Origin of the sequence: Devosia riboflavina, from assembly GCF_000743575.1 — a bacterium.
Classification (GTDB): domain Bacteria; phylum Pseudomonadota; class Alphaproteobacteria; order Rhizobiales; family Devosiaceae; genus Devosia; species Devosia riboflavina.
This window is the reverse complement of the sequence record NZ_JQGC01000012.1, coordinates 12,636-29,186: the sequence shown is the minus strand read 5'-3', so window position 1 is coordinate 29,186 and position 16,551 is coordinate 12,636. Positions and strand designations below refer to the sequence as shown.

Annotated in this window: 17 protein-coding genes; 7 read left to right on the top strand and 10 right to left on the bottom strand. The window is 61.6% G+C overall.

Going from position 1 to position 16,551, the window contains the following annotated elements:
- Window positions 1-65: 65 nt before the first annotated feature.
- The 3 genes from JP75_RS13275 to JP75_RS13265 are packed head-to-tail and all read right to left on the bottom strand — an operon-like array spanning window position 66 to window position 4,497.
- Window positions 66-2,330 (bottom strand): LPS-assembly protein LptD, encoded by a 2,265-nt coding sequence (locus JP75_RS13275; RefSeq protein ID WP_152565839.1) that lies wholly within the window; start codon window positions 2,328-2,330, stop codon window positions 66-68.
- A gap of 29 nt (window positions 2,331-2,359) precedes the next feature.
- Window positions 2,360-3,430, bottom strand: coding sequence for an LptF/LptG family permease (locus JP75_RS13270; protein WP_152565838.1), 1,071 nt, complete (start codon window positions 3,428-3,430; stop codon window positions 2,360-2,362).
- The gene (locus JP75_RS13265; RefSeq protein WP_035083754.1) at window positions 3,427-4,497 is read right to left on the bottom strand and encodes an LptF/LptG family permease; all 1,071 of its coding nucleotides are present in this window, start codon (window positions 4,495-4,497) and stop codon (window positions 3,427-3,429) included. The genes JP75_RS13270 and JP75_RS13265 overlap by 4 nt, the downstream gene beginning before the upstream one ends.
- A gap of 170 nt (window positions 4,498-4,667) precedes the next feature.
- Here JP75_RS13265 and JP75_RS13260 point away from each other — a divergent pair, with 170 nt between their 5' ends.
- The gene (locus tag JP75_RS13260) at window positions 4,668-5,114 is read left to right on the top strand and encodes a DNA polymerase III subunit chi (RefSeq protein WP_035083753.1); all 447 of its coding nucleotides are present in this window, start codon (window positions 4,668-4,670) and stop codon (window positions 5,112-5,114) included.
- On the top strand, window positions 5,111-5,728 hold the full coding sequence (locus JP75_RS13255; protein ID WP_035083751.1) for a DUF6198 family protein: 618 nt from the start codon (window positions 5,111-5,113) through the stop codon (window positions 5,726-5,728). The genes JP75_RS13260 and JP75_RS13255 overlap by 4 nt, the downstream gene beginning before the upstream one ends.
- Window positions 5,729-6,038: 310 nt before the next feature.
- On the opposite strand, the gene JP75_RS13250 is transcribed toward JP75_RS13255, so the two are convergent.
- From JP75_RS13250 to JP75_RS13235, 4 genes are all read right to left on the bottom strand, one after another.
- Entirely contained in the window at window positions 6,039-6,854 is an 816-nt protein-coding gene (locus JP75_RS13250) for a DUF4344 domain-containing metallopeptidase (protein ID WP_035083749.1), read from the bottom strand.
- Between the two features lie 81 nt (window positions 6,855-6,935).
- Window positions 6,936-7,796, bottom strand: coding sequence for a DUF4344 domain-containing metallopeptidase (locus JP75_RS13245; protein WP_051960681.1), 861 nt, complete (start codon window positions 7,794-7,796; stop codon window positions 6,936-6,938).
- A 76-nt stretch (window positions 7,797-7,872) separates the two neighbouring features.
- Window positions 7,873-8,301: a cupin domain-containing protein gene (locus JP75_RS13240; protein WP_035083748.1), complete on the bottom strand. Its 429-nt coding sequence runs from the start codon at window positions 8,299-8,301 to the stop codon at window positions 7,873-7,875.
- Window positions 8,298-10,172 carry an ABC-F family ATP-binding cassette domain-containing protein gene (locus JP75_RS13235; protein ID WP_035083746.1) on the bottom strand — a complete coding sequence of 625 codons (1,875 nt, stop codon included), beginning with the start codon at window positions 10,170-10,172 and terminating at the stop codon, window positions 8,298-8,300. The genes JP75_RS13240 and JP75_RS13235 overlap by 4 nt, the downstream gene beginning before the upstream one ends.
- A 210-nt stretch (window positions 10,173-10,382) precedes the next feature.
- On the opposite strand from JP75_RS13235, the gene JP75_RS13230 reads away from it, so the two are divergent.
- A complete protein-coding gene (locus JP75_RS13230; RefSeq protein ID WP_035083744.1) occupies window positions 10,383-10,766 on the top strand; it encodes a hypothetical protein in 384 nt (127 codons plus the stop codon).
- Between the two features lie 165 nt (window positions 10,767-10,931).
- Here JP75_RS13230 and JP75_RS13225 read toward each other — a convergent pair whose 3' ends face one another.
- Window positions 10,932-11,681 carry an SDR family oxidoreductase gene (locus tag JP75_RS13225; RefSeq protein WP_035083741.1) on the bottom strand — a complete coding sequence of 250 codons (750 nt, stop codon included), beginning with the start codon at window positions 11,679-11,681 and terminating at the stop codon, window positions 10,932-10,934.
- 124 nt (window positions 11,682-11,805) lie between these two features.
- Between JP75_RS13225 and JP75_RS13220 the strand changes: the two genes are divergently transcribed.
- Entirely contained in the window at window positions 11,806-12,204 is a 399-nt protein-coding gene (locus tag JP75_RS13220; protein ID WP_035083942.1) for a winged helix-turn-helix transcriptional regulator, read from the top strand.
- Between the two features lie 48 nt (window positions 12,205-12,252).
- Here the strand turns inward: JP75_RS13220 and JP75_RS13215 are convergent, their stop codons facing one another.
- Both JP75_RS13215 and JP75_RS13210 read right to left on the bottom strand, forming a co-directional pair.
- Window positions 12,253-12,657: a RidA family protein gene (locus JP75_RS13215; RefSeq protein ID WP_035083739.1), complete on the bottom strand. Its 405-nt coding sequence runs from the start codon at window positions 12,655-12,657 to the stop codon at window positions 12,253-12,255.
- Window positions 12,658-12,807: 150 nt separating this feature from the next.
- Complete coding sequence (locus JP75_RS13210; protein ID WP_035083736.1) at window positions 12,808-13,212, bottom strand: glyoxalase superfamily protein; 405 nt, start codon at window positions 13,210-13,212, stop codon at window positions 12,808-12,810.
- A 231-nt stretch (window positions 13,213-13,443) separates the two neighbouring features.
- On the opposite strand from JP75_RS13210, the gene ndk reads away from it, so the two are divergent.
- The 3 genes from ndk (at window position 13,444) to JP75_RS13195 (ending at window position 16,524) form a co-directional block, all read left to right on the top strand.
- A complete protein-coding gene (gene ndk / locus JP75_RS13205) occupies window positions 13,444-13,866 on the top strand; it encodes a nucleoside-diphosphate kinase (protein WP_035083733.1) in 423 nt (140 codons plus the stop codon).
- A 54-nt stretch (window positions 13,867-13,920) separates the two neighbouring features.
- Window positions 13,921-14,220 (top strand): tautomerase family protein, encoded by a 300-nt coding sequence (locus tag JP75_RS13200; protein WP_341872282.1) that lies wholly within the window; start codon window positions 13,921-13,923, stop codon window positions 14,218-14,220.
- 405 nt (window positions 14,221-14,625) lie between these two features.
- Complete coding sequence (locus JP75_RS13195) at window positions 14,626-16,524, top strand: DEAD/DEAH box helicase (protein ID WP_035083727.1); 1,899 nt, start codon at window positions 14,626-14,628, stop codon at window positions 16,522-16,524.
- The last annotated feature ends 27 nt before the right edge of the window (window positions 16,525-16,551 follow it).

Below are 16,551 nucleotides of genomic sequence, written 5' to 3'. Positions count from 1 at the left end.
AATGCGGCTCGAAACATGTGCTGTCAATTGCCCAAACAATACGGCCAAAATCCGAATGCGGCCGATCAGAAGCCGGGCGTCGGCACTGCACCGCTATAGCCCAGATTGAGCCCAGCCGGCGCCTTGATGGCGAAAGTCGCCAGCACGCTCGTCGAATTGGGCGATGTATGGGTCGGGCCGTTGCGTTGCGCATTGGCGCCAAAGGTCAGGTAACCGTCGTCATAGACCACGCCGCCGCCGACCTGCAGCCAGCTATTGGCACTGAGATCCCAGGCCGCACTACCCTTGAGGCTCCAGTAATCCGCCACCGGAATGGTCAGCCCGCCCACGACCTCATGCTGGTCGAGCAACTGCCCAAGGCTCGGATTGGCCCCGATAAAGCGATAGTCGAGCGTCGCCCCATAGCCTTCGGCGCTATAGCTCGCACCGGCCCCGAACCGCGCCAGCTTCCAGGCCGATGTATCGAGTTGCGTCTTGGCGCCAAAGGTCAGGCCCGGCGTGAACGAGCCATAGGCGCCCAGCACCGCGTAGGATGCATCGTTGCCAATGCCGCCACCCGCACCCGTATTGGCATGGTCCACGGTCGAGAAGGCATTGGCACCAGCCAACTGGAAAGACTGCCCGCCGATCAGTTCGAGATAGCTGCCATTGTCGAAATTGGCTTGATAGCGCCCGCCGATATTGGCGCGCAGCCCCGTCTCCTGCCGGTCATAGCCCGAGAAGCGGTTGTAGCTGAACAGGTTGGTATCATCGAAAACGAAGCTTTGCGCATCGTCATTGGTGATCCCGAGCATGGTCCTGTCCGAGCCACGATAAACCAATTGGGCAATCGGCTCGATGATATGTACATCCGCGCCATTGCTCGCCATCAACGGATAGCGCACATCGATCGCCGCAATCGGCGTCGCGCTCAGGAGGCTCGCTTCGCCCGGCAGCAGCACGCTTTTGCCGTCATAATAGGAAAAGTCCGCGCGTGCTCCGAGATAGGGCGTGAACACAAACCCGCCATCGGCAATGATCTGCTTCTGCCAGCTCGCCTGCAGGGTCGCATGCGTCTTGGTGCCCTGGTGGCCGTAGACATAAGGCACACCATTGACGGTCGTCGCGCTGTCCGCATTGCGCACCACATTGCGCAAGTGCCCCTCAAAGGCCAGGCGCCCCATATCGTCTTCGAGATCGATGATATGCTCGAAGCGCGTCACCGGCAGGTTCGCGCCCTGCGCGTCCTGGCTGGCTTGGGTCACATTGCCGAGCTGATTGAACTGCTGCAGGCGAATGTCGAAATAGGTCTGCTCGCTGACATGGGTCGCATAGACCTGATTGGTCGAGGACTTTGCCGTCGTCAGCTCATAGTCGCCGAGATAGGCCGCATCGCTAAAGGCCGTATAGGACCAGCCGACTTCCCAGGTCTCGATCGGGGTAAAAGAACCCGAAGTCTGGATCGCCCCGCGCCACTCGCGATTCCCCACCTCGGTACCAAATGCACCAGGGTCCCACTGGTTGAGACCAGAAGCCTTCACCTGGAACGAACCATTATCGAAGCGCTGCACCCATTCGGCGCCAAGCAGGAAACCCTGCCGCGAGAAGAATTTCGGGCTCAGCCAGACATCGGTCCACTTATTGCCATAGACATTGACCGACACCCCGATGCCCGCGCCGGTCTTTTCGTTATAGCTGAATGTCGGCCGCGGCGCCCGCGACAAAGCGGATTCGCTGAGGTCCGGCAGCCAGAGATAGGGCACCCAGGCAACGGGAACGCCGAGCAGGTAAAGAGTCGAGTTTTCGAGCGTGACGGAATTATCTGCCGAATTATGCACGATCCGGCTGGCATTGACCGACCAGCCGATACGCCGGCCCTTGTCATCGATGCATTCGCCGCAAGGCGCATAGCTCGCATTGTTGTAGATGCTCTGCAACACGGAATCATAATCGGCGCTGTCCGCGGTAATCCGCGATCCGTCATAGGCCGTGATCGTCAGGGCGTTGAAGAAGGCCTGCTTGAGGCCCCCGGTGATGTCGAGATCGGTCGTCTCCATCACATTGCCCGACGGGTCGGTCACCGTCACCGCGCCGCTCATCTTCACCGAATTGGCATTGCGGTCATAGGTCAGCGTTTCGCCGGTCACGATATAGCCGCTCGACTTCAGCACCACCCCGCCTGATGCCTGGATCGTATTGCTCCTGGCGTCAAAGGTCAGCACATCGGCTTCGACCCCGGTGGGGGAGGCCGGATCGATCGGGGCAGTGAAAAAATCAGGGGGAACAAGGCCCTGCGCCGCAGCCGGCAGCGCAAAAAGGCAGAGCGACGCACCAACGAGCAGTGCGCGCAAAAAGCCTTTTCGATGTTCATGGCCTCGCGTCACGTCCGTCCGTCTTCCTTGTGCAGTAGCACTGTTACACCAATCACAATGGCTACCAATGCCGGTCCGACTGCCGCGAAAGTTGGATCGAGAACGCCAGTCGACCCCGCGCGGTCGGCCATCTCGGTAATCACGAACACGACAAATCCGAGCACGATGCCATAAAGCACCGCGGGACCTAGACTAGTGCCCCTTCGATAACCTGCGGTAAACGCAAAGGCAATGAACAGCGAACCGCTAAGCACAAGTGGAAGCGAGAGAAGTTTGTAGAGCCGCATCGTCGCCGCCGATTTGACCAGCGGGTCGGCCACGCCCTTGCTCAGAAGATCGACAATGTCGAAAAAGGTCATATCCTCGACCGAAGCCAGTTTCAGGCTGATTTCGGCGGGGGTGGAGGCGGTGGGCACCTCATAGTCATAGATCGTATAGGGCGGCTTTTCCGGCGTCCGCGCCGTCGCGGTCGGCATGCGCCACGTGCCGTTCTCGAGCAGCGCCTGCGGCGCCTCGATCCGCGGAATATCGGTTCTGCCCAGGTGGAACAGCGTCACATCGTTGAGTTCGGCGCCCCCCGGCGCCATGGAGCGCGCCATGATGACGTATTTCGTCCCATCGCCCTCCTGCTCGAGCCAGATTTCGCCCGGCGGCGTCAGCAGCGCCGCAAGGCCCGGCGGGGTAGGGTAGAGCCCGCGATTGATCTGTGTACTCACCGTTTCCGCGCCGATAGAAATGACGAAGCTGACCAGCAGCAGCACGACGGTCGGCGCGCGCACCGCCCGCCAGATGGAAATGCCGCTCGCCTTGATCACCGTCAGCTCATGCCGCGATTTGAGATCGGCAAGGCCGAGAATGGCCCCCATCAGCACGGTCACCGGCAGCGTCTTGATGGTCCAGCGCACGGCGCTCATAGCCACCATCACCAGCGCCATGAGCAGGCCATCCCGCTCCGAGACGACGTTGAAGCGCCAGGTGTCGAGCGACTCGACCAGCGCGATCAGTCCGTAGAAGATGAACACCGTCATCCCGATACGGCTCGCGAGGCGCTTCAAGACCAGCCAATCGATTCTGGTCATGCGCTCACCAGCGCCACCGGCCGTCGCGGCCAACGCCGCCAGACCAGTACCGCGCCCGAAATCAGAATGAGCAGGATCGATCCGGTGCCTATGCCGAGCGGACTATAGGTGCCCACCCCCCGTTCGGCGAAGGCCACCAGCAGCACCATGGCTTCGATCGGCATGGGCGTTCGCGCCCTTGCTCCGCTCGGAAACGCCCCGATAGCGAGGGTGAAAAGCCCGATGCCAATCACCCGCAATGCCTCCGCCGAGCGGTCGAGCAGCCGGTTGGTCGCCTCCTGCGACAGGAATCCGGTGCTTATGGCTTCGCTGATCAAGTCGAGACTATTGCGCTCGGCCATCGAGTCGCCGCCGGCAACGGCCTGCGACAGGCTGGCGACGCTGAGGTCATACCGACTGAAGCGCACTTCCGAATAGCGCCCGTCATCCTGCACATATTGCAGCATGCCATTGCGCAGCTCGAGCACGTAGTTTTCGCCGTCGCTCGAAACCCGCGCCGTCTCGGCGATATAGGTGCGGCGGGAATCGGGCATGCGCCGGTCATCGGCAAAGAAATCGGTGATTTCCCCGCCCGCCTCGCGCCCGCCGATAAGCAGGATCACCCCCGGCGTCACCTGCGTGAACCGCCCCGGCCTGAGCGTCGAGCTGACGAGATCGGCCGCCACCTCGGAAGCCAGCTCCACATATTTGCGATTGGCCCATGGCTCCAGCCAGTGCGAGAGCAGCATCACGACGACGATGCCGCCCATGATCACCGTCGCCGCGCCGCGCCAGATGCCGCTCGTCGAGCCGGTGGCGTGGATGATGTGCAGCTCGCGGCTCAATTGCAGCGCGCTCAGCGCCCGGATCATGCCGATCCCAACGCAGATATAGAAAAACGCCATGGCCAGCGGCGGCATCGTATAGAGCGCCTGCACCGCCAGGGTGCCGAATCCCTGGCCCTTGACCGAAATGAGTTCGAACTGCCTGAGGCAGTTCACCAGCCACAACAGCACGCACAGGATAGCGGTGAGGATCAACGCATCCGTGGCAAAAAGCCGGGCCAGATAGGTAGTCAGGCGTCTCATGCCGTTACGCTAGAATCCTTTTGCGGCGCCCATTTGGCCCGCTTGCAGGGGACAATGATGCAAACCCGGCTTCGATACAATTGCGCGGATTGTGCACACCGCAATTGGTGCAGGCCTGTTGCCCGCTTGCCGCGCTGGCGCTCCTCGCACCGCCCGGATAATGTGCCGCCATGGCCGAAGTCCTCTTCTATCATCTCGAAGTCCGCCCCCTGGAATCGGTCCTGCCGCAGCTTCTCGAAAAGACGCTGGAGCGGGGCTGGCGTGCTGTCATCGAATCCGGTTCGCGCGAGCGCGCCGAAGCCCTCGATTCCCTGCTCTGGACTTTTCGCGACGATTCCTTCCTGCCCCATGGCATGGCCGGCGAACCCACCGATCCGCACCAGCCGATCCTGCTGACGACCGAAGCCGACAATCCCAATGGCGCCGTGGTCCGCTTCTTCGTCGATCGCGCCGTGCCCCAATCGGCCGAGGGCTACAGGCGCATCGTCTACATGTTCTCCGGCCACGATCCCGACGCCGTCACCGAAGCCCGACAGGCCTGGCGCGCCCTCCGCGATGGCAACGAAGTCACCTATTGGCAGCAGGAAGGCGACGGCCGCTGGGTGAAAAAGGCATGACCTCCGACCTCGCGACGCCCAGCCGTCACACCCTGCCCGAAGACCTCTTCGCCATGCTCATCGGCACCATGCTGGTCTCGCTCGGCATCGCCTTTTATTCCGAAGTCCAATTGGCAACGGGCAGCACCGCGGGTCTGGCGCTGCTCCTCCAATACGCCACCGGCATTCCCTTCGGCTGGCTGTTCTTCTCGATCAACCTGCCATTCTACGCCCTGGCGTTCCTGCGCATGGGCTGGCATTTTGCCGTGAAGACGATGATCTGCGTCGGGCTCGTCTCGTATTTTTCGAGCCAGATTCCCACCTGGCTCGGCATCAGCGACATCCACCCGCTCTTTGCCTCGCTGGTCGGCGGTGGCCTTATCGGCCTCGGCATTCTCTCGCTCTTCCGCCACAAAGCGAGCGTCGGCGGTATCAATATCCTGGCGCTCTATCTGCAGGAAAATTTCGGCCTCCGCGCCGGCTATTTCCAGCTCGCCGTCGACGCCGCCATTCTCTTCGCCGCCTTCTTCATCCTGCCTCTCGACCGGGTATTCTATTCCATCCTCGGCGCACTGGTCCTCAACTTCATAGTGGCCCTGAACCACAAGCCCGGCCGCTACGTCGGCTTCAGCTAAGCGCCTGAATCGCCCCGCACCCGATTGTCACCCCGGCGCAGGCCGGGGCCCATCCTGAGATATGGAGATGGCACCCGGGTTCTGCGGTGAGTGTTCACCGTGGCTGCTTTGTGGCTCTCCTCCACCCCACCCTCATTCCCTCCCCATCAAGGGGAGGGAGGCGACAGCCTCAGTCTTCCCGGTTCCATCGTCTCCCTCCCCCTTGTGGGGAGGGATTAAGGGTGGGGGTAGGGATGCATCCTAAGTGAACAGTTCCAGCGACGGTCGGGGTTACAGAGGTTAGAAGGGAAAGCATCAGCCCCCACGCCCCTTATTCCGCAGTGTCGCTCCACCCAGCGATGTCATAGAGGTAGAGATAGAACATGTGCTCGGCGAGCTCGTAGCAATAGGTAATCTCCCGATCGCTCGGGGAGAAATAGGCATTGGCCTCGCCGCACTGAGCCGCGCGGAACGTCACATTCTCCGGCAACACATACCAGTCCATCACCAGCTTGGCCGCGTGCTCCAGAATGCCGCGCGACTTCAGTTCCTCGGCAAACTGCTCATAGTCCCCGGCATCGTCATAGACGACCTCGATCTCCGCACCATGTTCGCCATCGACCAGATACGGCTCCAGCAGCGCGTCCCATGAGGTGACCGCCTGCTCATAGGTATAGGCGCAGGCCTCCTGCTGGCCCGCATCGATGTCGTAATTGTCCGCGGTTTCGCCGAACACATCCGGCTCCGCGCCCACCATCATGCAGACCATGGCATAGGCCCGCTGGATATCGAGGCTATGGTCGTCATAATAGGAAAAATCCTCGACGCCCGAGCCGGTCGATTGCACCGCGTTGAAATACCAGCCATCGGCGGCATCGATCAGCGTGTTCCAGCTATCGTCATCGGTCTCGTCGGTCAGCAGCCAGATTGTCGCAAGAGAATCCGCCGCGTCCTCTTCCTTGCCCAGCACCGGCAGCCCAAGCTCGCCCACCAGCATGTGCCCGACCTCGTGATACATGGTGTAGAGCGCGTCATGCATGGCAAAATCCATGGAATCGGCGAGCACCTGGTCGTCCTGCGCCAGTGCCGGCGCGGCGAGAAGAGCAAGGCACACGGAAACGGCCGCCGTCTTGCGCAGCGAAATCATTGGAGAGAACTCCGAAAGGGGTCTTTGACGCTTCAGTCCGCGTCCAGCTAGCATTGCGCCGGTTAAAAACGCGACAAAATGCTAGTTCGAGCCGCCCTTGTCCTTGCCCGCACCCGAAGGCCGCGGGGCAGGGCCTACGGGGTCCGGCAGCTCGGCCGCATAAAGCTCCATGAAATCCTTCATCAGCTCGTAGCAGAAGATGATTTCGATCGTGTCGGGATCATAATAGGCATTCGCCTCGCCACAGCGCCGCGCATTGAATTTCACCGGCCGGCGCAGGTGATATTTCTCGCGCACCTCTTCGGCGACCTCGTCGAAAACCCCGCTCGAGCGGAAGGCATCGGCGGCAAATTTCAACCGTCCGCCGGCATCGTGATAGGTGACATTGACCTTCGAACCATTGGCATCGACCGTATGGTCCTCCAGCACGCCCTTGAGGCTGCGGTCGACCAGCTCATATTCCCAATAGCACGAATCCTGCCGGTCCCGGCCGATGGCATATTGATTGGCAATCGGCCGAAAGGCCGTGTCGTCGCTCCCCACCATCAGGCAGACAATCTGATAGGCCCGCTGCTTGTCGAGGCTATGCGCCGCCGCAAAATCCTCTTCATATTTGCCGCTCCCATAGGCGACGCCGGTAAGAAGCCAGCCCTCGGCCGCATCGGCCAGCGCCTTGTCAGCCTCCGGCGTGCGCTTGTTGAGCAGCGTCCAGGTCGCGACATTGTCGGCTGCATCCTCCTCGCGCCCCAAAACCGGCAGGCGGAGCTGGTCGACGAGCAGGTGCGCCATCTCATGATAGAGCACGAAAAGACTGTTATTGGCGGCGAAGCGGATGATGTCGGCGCGCTGCTGCTTGGAAAAGCCCGACATGTCCTGAGCCTGGGCCCCGCCTGCAAAAAGGACGGTGAGGGCGAGCAGGATCGGAACGAACAAGCGACGCATGAACTGCCTTTCGGCTACTGATACCGCCACAAGATGCCAATGCCGCGTTACTGTCAACGCGGCCCCGGTGCCGTGGTTACCGCCCCGGCGCCCAATCCTTGACGGCCATCTCGAAGCCCGAGAAGCGGAACCCCGGCGCCACGGTGCAGCCCACCAGCGTCCAGTCCCCAAGGGATTTGGCCGATTGCCAGACATGGCGCGGCACCACCACCTGCGGCCTCTGCCCGCCGCCGAGGTCCGACCCCAGCACCTTCCGGTCGACGGTAATCCCGTCCGACAGGTTCAATTCTATCGGCGCACCGGCGTAATAGTGCCACACCTCGACCGCATCGACCCGGTGCCAGTGCGAATGATCCCCGGCTTCGAGCAGATAATAGATCGCGGTGGAATGCGCCCGGCCGTTCTCGCCTTCGACATCGACAAAGGTCTCGGCATACCATCCCCCTTCGGGGTGGCGTTGCATGCCGAGCGTATAGACAACGTCCTTGGCGGCGAGCCTGTTCATGCGCGCTCCGCTTCCTCCAGCTCGGCGCTCAGCGCCAGCCACGTTTCTTCGGTAGTTTCCAGGTCGGCGGCAAAACGCGCCTTGTCTTTCCCGAGCGCAATCAATCGATCGGGAGCACCGTTGTAGACCTTGGGATCGGCCAATTGCGCGTCGATCTTCTCGATTTCCACCTGCAATCGGGAAATCTTGGTTTCCGCATCCTTAATGCGCCCCTTGAGCGGCGCCAGTTCCGCGCGCTTGGCCGCAGCCTCCTGCTTGGAAAGCTTGCGCTCGCCCACCTTGCCCGCGCCGCCACCCTTGCCGGTGTCCTTGCTGGAAGTAATGCTGCGCTGGTAGCTCTCGAGGTCCTCATCCAGCTCATGGATCGTGCCACCCTCGGCAATCCACAGCCGGTCACACGTCGCCTCGATGAGATAACGGTCGTGGCTGATGATCAGCACCGCGCCCTCATATTCATTAAGCGCATGCACCAGCGCATCGCGGCTATCGATATCGAGATGGTTGGTCGGCTCGTCGAGGATCATCATCCCCGGCCCGCCAAAGGTGATGAGCCCCATAAGAAGGCGCGCCCGCTCGCCACCCGAAAGGTTCTTCGCCTTGGTGTCCATGCGGCTCGTCGTCAGCCCCATCTGGTTGAGCCTGCTGCGCCGCTTGGTCTCGTTGTCGAGCGGCATCATCTCGGCAACATGCTCCAGCGGCGTCCATTCAGGCTTCAATTTGTCCATCTGGTGCTGGGCGAAATGCGCGATTTCGAGCTTCTTGCCCATGCGCAGATGCCCATCGATCGCCGGAATATCCCCCGCCAGCAATTTGGCAAAAGTCGACTTGCCATTGCCATTGACGCCCACCAGCGCAATCCGATCCTCGGGATCGATCCGCATAGTGATATTGCGCAAAATCACCTTGTCGCCATAGCCCGTGGACACCTTTTCGAGGTTCACCATCGGTGTCGGCAGGTCGACCTTGGGCTGCTGGAAATGGAACGGCGCCGCATATTCATCGAACATCGCCTCGGGCGGCTTCAGCTTTTCGATCATTTTCACGCGCGCCTGCGCCTGCTTGGCCTTGGTCGCCTTGGCCTTGAAGCGATCCACGAATTTCTGCAGATGCGCGATCTGATCCAGCGTCTTCTCGCGGCTCTTGTTGTTGAGCTCCATCTGCATGCGGCGCGTGGTTTCGAACGTGTCGTAATTGCCCTTGTAAAAGGTCAGTTTCCGATGCTCGAGATGCACGATGGACGACACGGCCTTGTTGAGGAGGTCACGGTCGTGGCTGATCATGAAGACGGTATAGGGATAATTGGCCAGGTACTTTTCCAGCCAAAGCGTGCCTTCGAGATCGAGATAGTTGGTCGGTTCGTCGAGCAGCAAGAGGTCCGGCTGGCTAAACAGCACCGCCGCCAGCGCCACGCGCATGCGCCAGCCGCCGGACAGTTCGCGCGTCGGCGCCATCTGCCTGTCCTGCTCGAACCCCAGACCCTTCAAGATCGACGAAGCCCGCGCCTCGGCCGTATGCGCATCTATATCGGCCAGCCGCGTATAGATTTCCCCGATCCGGTGCGGATCGGTCGCCGTCTCGGCCTCCGCCATCAGCGCCGTGCGTTCCTTGTCGGCCGCCAGCACCACATCGAGCACGGTTTCTTCACCGGCCGGCGCTTCCTGCGCCACAGCCCCGATCCGCGCCTTGCGCACCAGCTCCACCGTGCCCGAATCCGCCCCGAGATGGCGCTGGATAATGTGGAACAGCGTCGTCTTGCCCGTGCCGTTCTTGCCGACAAACCCGGTCTTCGACCCCGTTGGCAAAACCAGCGAGGCATCCTCGAACAATTCGCGACCCTGAATGCGGTAGGTGAGATTGGAAATGGTCAACATGGCGGGAATATAGGTTCAATCGGGAAAATTCACAGGAAGCACGGCCAGGGAGGGCAGGGCCTGTGATAAAAGTTCCCTGCTGGATAAAGTTAAGGTCTCGCCATGGCAACCGGCTTGCCCGGCGCCGTGCCAATCTGTCGCCCGAATTTACGCATCCTATGTCAGAAGCAGACATTTCTGCATCAGTCATCGAGCCAAAAGGACGCCCACATGTTTGACGCCCGCCTCGCTTTCGCCCTCGTCGCCACCCTCGGCCTCGCCGCTCCCGCTCTGGCTCAGGACAATGGACAACCGCTCAGGGATCTCGATGCCAACCGCATCAATCCCTATCAGATCCTCATCGATTTCGAATTCGACGGCGGCGCCTGCGACGCCATCGGCCGCGCCGAGGTCGGCGAGCTTGTCGATGGCACGCTCGCCGTCAATTTCCCCGTCAGCTCCACCGCCGAAGTCTGCACCATGCAGATCGTGGAACACGAGGTGAAATACGCCATCGACACTGAGGACGACACGATAACCCGCATCGACGTCACCGCAACCGCCGCCGACGGCCGCGTTGTTGGCACCGGCTCGACGGACGTCGAGCGCGACTAGACCTTGGGCGGTTAGCGTCCCGGCCTTCGCCCCTCCCACGGTGTCATTCCCGCGAAAGCGGGAACCCCTGTTTCCCTAAACGGAGGTCCCCGCTTTCGCGGGAATGACATAGTGAAATTAGCCGGATCGGGGCTCGTTTACGTCCGCCCCCGATCCAAGCGTCACTCACGGGTTCAGAAAACCAAACACCGCCTCCGCATGCCCCTGTTCATAGGCAAACCGCTGCCGATGAACCCGTTGCACCAGCACTTCGCCCTGGGGCAGGTCGCCCCCCGTCAGCAGAGCCATGGTTTCAGACACATAATCTTCGAGCGGCATGGCATTCGGATCATTGGCCTGGAAGTCGCCGGTCAACCCAGTGCGCACATAGGGCGGCACCAGTTCGATCACCTCGATACCCGTGCTCTTGAGCTGCTGGCGCAGCGAAATGGTCCAGGAATGAATGGCGGCCTTGCTGGCGCAATAGGCCGCATTGGCCGCCTTCGGCACCCAGGACAGCCCCGACGAAACGGTCAGGATCGCTGCATTCTCTGCCGCCAATAGGTGCGGCATCAACGCAGCGGTCAGGCGCATTGGCCCCAGCACATTGGTGTTGATCGTATCCTCGGCCACTGCGACCTCATTGGGATCGGTCAGGTCTTCGCCCTGCATGATGCCCGCGCTGTGGAGCACGACATTGAGCTTTGGATGCGCGGCCCGTACGGCCTCGGCAAAGCTGGCGATGCTCTTTGCGTCCGACATGTCGACGGTGAAAGCGGTCATGCCGGGATTGGCCGCCGTGACTTCGTCCAGCACGCTCTGCCGGCGCCCGGCAATGATCACCTGATTGCCTAGGCGGTGAAAACTTTCGGCCAGCGCCCGGCCAATGCCCGAGCCGCCGCCGGTAATGAGAATGGTGTTGCCTGTCATCTGCATGGCGCATCTCCTTGCCTGTTGTGATCAGGAGATAAGTCCATTACTTTCTCAGAGAAAGTAGGCGCCAAAAAGTTCGATACTAACCCCAAGGAGAGTGTATTTGGATCAAGCTGTTACGCCTCCAATTCTCTATGAATGGGCCGGTCGCAAGTCGGCACAGCCCATCGATCCAGCACTCGAAGCGCTGGTTCGCGACATCATCGGCAAGATTGCCGACAAGTGGACCATGCTGATCATCGAGACGCTGGATGCCCACGGCACGCTGCGCTTTACCGAACTGGGCCACAAGGTTGGCGACATCAGCCAGAAGATGCTGACGAAAACCTTGCGGCAGATGGAGGCCGATGGCCTCGTCACGCGCACTGTCCACCCCGTCGTGCCACCGCATGTCGATTATGCGCTGACCGACCTGGGCCGTGGCCTCGGCGCCGCCTTTTGTTCGGTCTGGACCTGGGCCGAAGCCCACTATGACGACATCGAGCAATCCCGAGCGGCCTTTGCCGCCCGGCAGGGCGCGGTCTGACGGCCGAGATCATCTGGTGCACAACAGTGATCTCGGCCGACCAGAGCCTCAGTCCACCCGCACCACCATTTCCACCTCGATAAGCAGCCCCGGCGCTGCCAGCGCAGTGACGCCAATTCCCGTCAAACTCGGCTGGGCGCCATTCAGAAATTTCCCGATCGCCGCCATCCCGATTTGCATGCTCTCCGGACCGAGTTCGACGGCATAAATCCGCATCTGCACGATATCCTCTGTCGTCGCCTTCAGCGCCGTAAGGGCCGCCGACAGGTTCTCCGTCACGATCACCATTTGCTCGGCCAGCGTCCCCGGCGCCGATCCGCCATCCCGCTTCCAGGCCACTTGCCCGGAAACGAAGGCGAGCCGTCCGGGCTCGACAATCGAAATCTGCGAATATCCCGCCTGTCCGGCATCGGGCAGGCTTTCCGGATTCATGCGCGTGATGGTCTGGGTCATGGCAAACCTCCTGTTGATGGAAGGAGCATCAACGACCCCAACGTCGAATGATGTCAGCAGTCCTACTGCCCACCCCACCCACCATGTCATTCCCGCGAAAGCGGGAACCTCCGTTTGCACCAGAGGCCCCGCATTCACTCGGGAAACCGACTAGCTATCCATCTGTGGCGACACGCGTTCGATGATCTGGCCCACATCGATCCTGTTGCCATCCGGGTCCTCGAAGACGAAGGCGCGGAGGCCATAGTCCTTGTCCTTAAGACCCTTGATAATCCTGAGCCCGGCCCCCTGGCACCGCGCGAACAGCGCCTCCGCATCATCGACCAGCAAATGCGCGACATTGAAGTCAGCCGCCTTATGCTGCGGCTGCAGCGTGAGATGCATTTCCGCCGCGTCGCGCTTGAGGATCATGAATCCGACGGGAGTGCCGTTCTCGAACACCTTCGTAAAGCCGAGAATGTCGACATAGAACGCCTCGGCCTTGGCCATGTCAGAGACGGGAAGCATGGCGGCAATTCGTCCAAAGCGGACGCCGTGGTCGGCGATATCACTCATCGCACAACCTCCTTCTTTGGAAACCTGCCGCAACGGCCCGGACGGTGCCGGAGAGGGTAGGGCGGTTTCGGATTTGAAACGAGAAGGACGGTGCCAACGAAAACCGGCTTAGGACAAAATCCATTTCCGCGCAATCTCACCGCAATTGCCGCGCTCACCCCGTCTTGCCTCCGTCAAACTCTCCCGCTAAAAGGCCCCACCTTTCCAAGCACAAGCAGGATTTCTTCCGCCATGGCGATTGAACGCACCTTCTCCATCATCAAGCCCGATGCCGTCCGTCGTAACCTCATCGGCAAGATCCTGACCAAGTTCGAAGACGCCGGTCTGCGCCCGATCGCCCTCAAGAAGATCCATATGACCCGCGCCCAGGCCGAAGGCTTCTACGCTGTTCACAAGGAACGCCCCTTCTTCGGCGAACTCGTCGAGCAGATGATCGCTTCCCCGGTTGTCGTCCAGGTCCTCGAAGGCGAAGGCGCAATCCTCAAGAACCGCGAAATCATGGGCGCCACCAACCCGGCAAACGCTGCTGATGGCACCATCCGCAAGGAATTCGCCCTCTCCGTCGGCGAAAACTCGGTCCACGGTTCCGACGCTCCGGAAACCGCTGCCCAGGAAATCAAGTTCTTCTTCACCGACGACGAACTGGTTGGGTAAGTCACGACGGTCGGCACTTGCCGACCGGCAAATCGCTCCGGTGGAGCGATTTGAGTGACTTACGCCCTGAGCCATGCGAAGGCTGGTGGCAAGTCGCTCCAGTGGAGCGATTTGAGAGCTGAACGCCACGAACTCTGGGAGGGGCCGATGCCCTACGTCAATGTCCGCATTCTCGACGACGGCGTCACCGCCGAACAAAAGGCCGAAGTGATCGCGGGCATTACGGAGATCATGGTCCGCGTGCTCAACAAGAACCCCGAGAGCACACATGTCGTCATCGACGAAGTGCCGCTCGAAAACTGGGGTTTCAAGGGCAAGCCGGTCTCTGAGCTGCGCAAGCAGCCAAAGGAGTAGGGCCGAGGCCTCAACGGGCCAACGCGGCTTCTTCATCCTCGGTTGTCACCCCGGCGAAGGCCGGGGCCCATCCTGAGATATCAAGTTGGATCCCGGCCTTCGCCGGGATGACAGCCGGTGGGTGACGTAGCAATCTGCGGCCGAGCCATGCGGAGGGGCCTTGCCCCTCATGCAGTCCCAGCCATTGCGCGGGACGGGGCCCGCCGCTAGACAGCACCCAATATTGGCCGCCCAGCCGGGCGGCCTTTTGCTTGTTTGTGCTAGAATGTACAAACAGGACCGACGACGCTCCCCGAAATGGTGGGGAATCCGGCGCCACAAAAGCCCTTCTGCCAGCGAAGATGCCGCCTCTTGGGAACGGACATCGCGCTCACCGGGGCTATTCCGCTTTATGAAAGCCCCTTTATGTCCCTGCCAGAAAACATCTTCGCCCCTATCGCCGCCGCCCTCACGGCTAAGGGCTACGAAAACCTGACCCCGGTCCAGTCCGCGGTGATCGAGGACGAGGCCGATGGCCGCGATCTCCTTGTTTCCGCCCAGACCGGCTCGGGCAAGACCGTCGCCTTCGGCATGGCCATCGCGCCGACGCTGCTCGATGGCGCCGAAATCCTGCCCCCCGCTGAAATCCCCCTCGGCCTCGTCATCGCCCCGACCCGCGAATTGGCCATGCAGGTGCAGCGCGAACTCGAATGGCTCTATGCCAAGATGGGCGCCCGTACCGTCTCCTGCGTCGGCGGCATGGACCCGCGCACCGAGCGTCGCGCCCTTGAACGAGGCGCCCATATCGTCGTCGGTACGCCGGGGCGCCTGCGCGATCACATCACCCGCGGCGCGCTCGACATGTCCTCGCTCCGCGCCGTCGTGCTCGACGAAGCCGACGAAATGCTCGACCTCGGTTTTCGCGAGGACCTCGAATTCATCCTTGCCGCCGCCCCCGAAGAGCGTCGCACGCTGCTCTTCTCGGCAACCGTCGCCAAGCCGATCGCCAAGCTCGCCGAAACCTTCCAGCGCAATGCCCTGCGCATCTCTGCAACGTCGTCCGGCGAGCAGCACGCCGATATCGAATACAAGCTGATGACCGTGCCGGCCGACGAGCGCGAAAACGCCGTCATCAACACGCTCCTCTGGTACGAAAGCACCAATACCATCGTCTTCGCCTCGACCCGTGAAGCGGTAAAGCACCTCTCGGCCCGCCTTCACAATCGCGGCTTCGACGTCGTCACCCTCTCGGGCGAACTGACCCAGGCCGAGCGCACCAATGCCCTCCAGGCCATGCGCGACGGCCGCGCCCGTATCTGCGTCGCCACCGACGTCGCCGCCCGCGGCATCGACCTGCCCAATCTCGACCTCGTCATCCATGCCGAACTGCCCATGAATGCCGAAACCCTGTTGCACCGCTCTGGCCGCACCGGCCGAGCCGGTCGCAAGGGTACCTGCGTCGTCATCTCCCCGACCCATCGCCGCCGCGTCGCCCAGTCGATCCTGCGCACCGCGAAAATCGAAGCCGAGAACATCGCGCCGCCGACCGCCGAGGCCATCGACGCGCGCTATCGCGAGTCCATTCTCACCAATTCGCTTTTGAGTGACGTAATCACCGATGACGAGCGTCCAAGTGTGGACAGTCTGCTAACCAAATGGGCACCCGAAGCCCTGGCTGCGGCCTATCTGCGCCTGCAGCTCACCGCCCGTCCGATCCCCGAGGATATCTCGGCAACGCTCGTCACCGATTTCGACAAGCGCGAGCCCCGCACCCGCGAAGCTTTCGCCGGCGGCACCTGGTTCAAGGTCACGGTTGGCCGCAAGCAAAGAGCCGAGCCGCGCTGGCTTTTGCCCATGATCTGCAAGGCCGGCAACGTCACCAAGGGCGCCATCGGCTCCATCCGCATTTTCGACACCGAAACCATCTTCGAGGTCGCGGCGGATAAGGTGGATAGTTTCCTCAAGGCCGTCGGCAAGAACGGCACCGGCGAAAAGGGCGTCTACATCTCCGCCATCGACGGTCCCACCGAGCAAAAGCCGCAATCCAAGCGCCGTCCTCCCGGCCCGCCGGTCCCCTACGACCCCAGCGCGCCGCGCCCCGAAAAGGCCGACCGCAAGCAGCGCTATGGCTCCGGCAATCTGCGTCCGGACGATTTCGCCGCTCCGGCTGCCGATGCGCCGCGTCCCGCTAAGTCCTTCAAACCAAAGGAAGGCAAGCCCTTCGACAAGAATAAGGGCAAGCCGAAATGGTCCAAGCCGGCCGAGGGCGAAGCCCCGCGCAAGCCCAAGTCCAAGGACCACAAGAAGCCGCGCGCCCAGGACTAAGCATGAAATCTATCCCCGCCCCTCGGG

Excerpts from the sequence above, each read along its gene's own strand:
- JP75_RS13255 (WP_035083751.1), top strand. The coding sequence starts at position 5,111 with ATGACCTCCGACCTCGCGACGCCCAGCCGTCACACCCTGCCCGAAGAC.
- JP75_RS13195 (WP_035083727.1), top strand. The coding sequence starts at position 14,626 with ATGTCCCTGCCAGAAAACATCTTCGCCCCTATCGCCGCCGCCCTCACG.
- JP75_RS13265 (WP_035083754.1), bottom strand. The coding sequence starts at position 4,497 with ATGAGACGCCTGACTACCTATCTGGCCCGGCTTTTTGCCACGGATGCG.
- JP75_RS13235 (WP_035083746.1), bottom strand. The coding sequence starts at position 10,172 with ATGTTGACCATTTCCAATCTCACCTACCGCATTCAGGGTCGCGAATTG.
- JP75_RS13245 (WP_051960681.1), bottom strand. The coding sequence starts at position 7,796 with ATGCGTCGCTTGTTCGTTCCGATCCTGCTCGCCCTCACCGTCCTTTTT.
- JP75_RS13210 (WP_035083736.1), bottom strand. The coding sequence starts at position 13,212 with ATGAGTGATATCGCCGACCACGGCGTCCGCTTTGGACGAATTGCCGCC.
- ndk (WP_035083733.1), top strand. The coding sequence starts at position 13,444 with ATGGCGATTGAACGCACCTTCTCCATCATCAAGCCCGATGCCGTCCGT.
- JP75_RS13270 (WP_152565838.1), bottom strand. The coding sequence starts at position 3,430 with ATGACCAGAATCGATTGGCTGGTCTTGAAGCGCCTCGCGAGCCGTATC.
- JP75_RS13225 (WP_035083741.1), bottom strand. The coding sequence starts at position 11,681 with ATGCAGATGACAGGCAACACCATTCTCATTACCGGCGGCGGCTCGGGC.
- JP75_RS13260 (WP_035083753.1), top strand. The coding sequence starts at position 4,668 with ATGGCCGAAGTCCTCTTCTATCATCTCGAAGTCCGCCCCCTGGAATCG.
- JP75_RS13215 (WP_035083739.1), bottom strand. The coding sequence starts at position 12,657 with ATGACCCAGACCATCACGCGCATGAATCCGGAAAGCCTGCCCGATGCC.
- JP75_RS13250 (WP_035083749.1), bottom strand. The coding sequence starts at position 6,854 with ATGATTTCGCTGCGCAAGACGGCGGCCGTTTCCGTGTGCCTTGCTCTT.
- JP75_RS13230 (WP_035083744.1), top strand. The coding sequence starts at position 10,383 with ATGTTTGACGCCCGCCTCGCTTTCGCCCTCGTCGCCACCCTCGGCCTC.
- JP75_RS13240 (WP_035083748.1), bottom strand. The coding sequence starts at position 8,301 with ATGAACAGGCTCGCCGCCAAGGACGTTGTCTATACGCTCGGCATGCAA.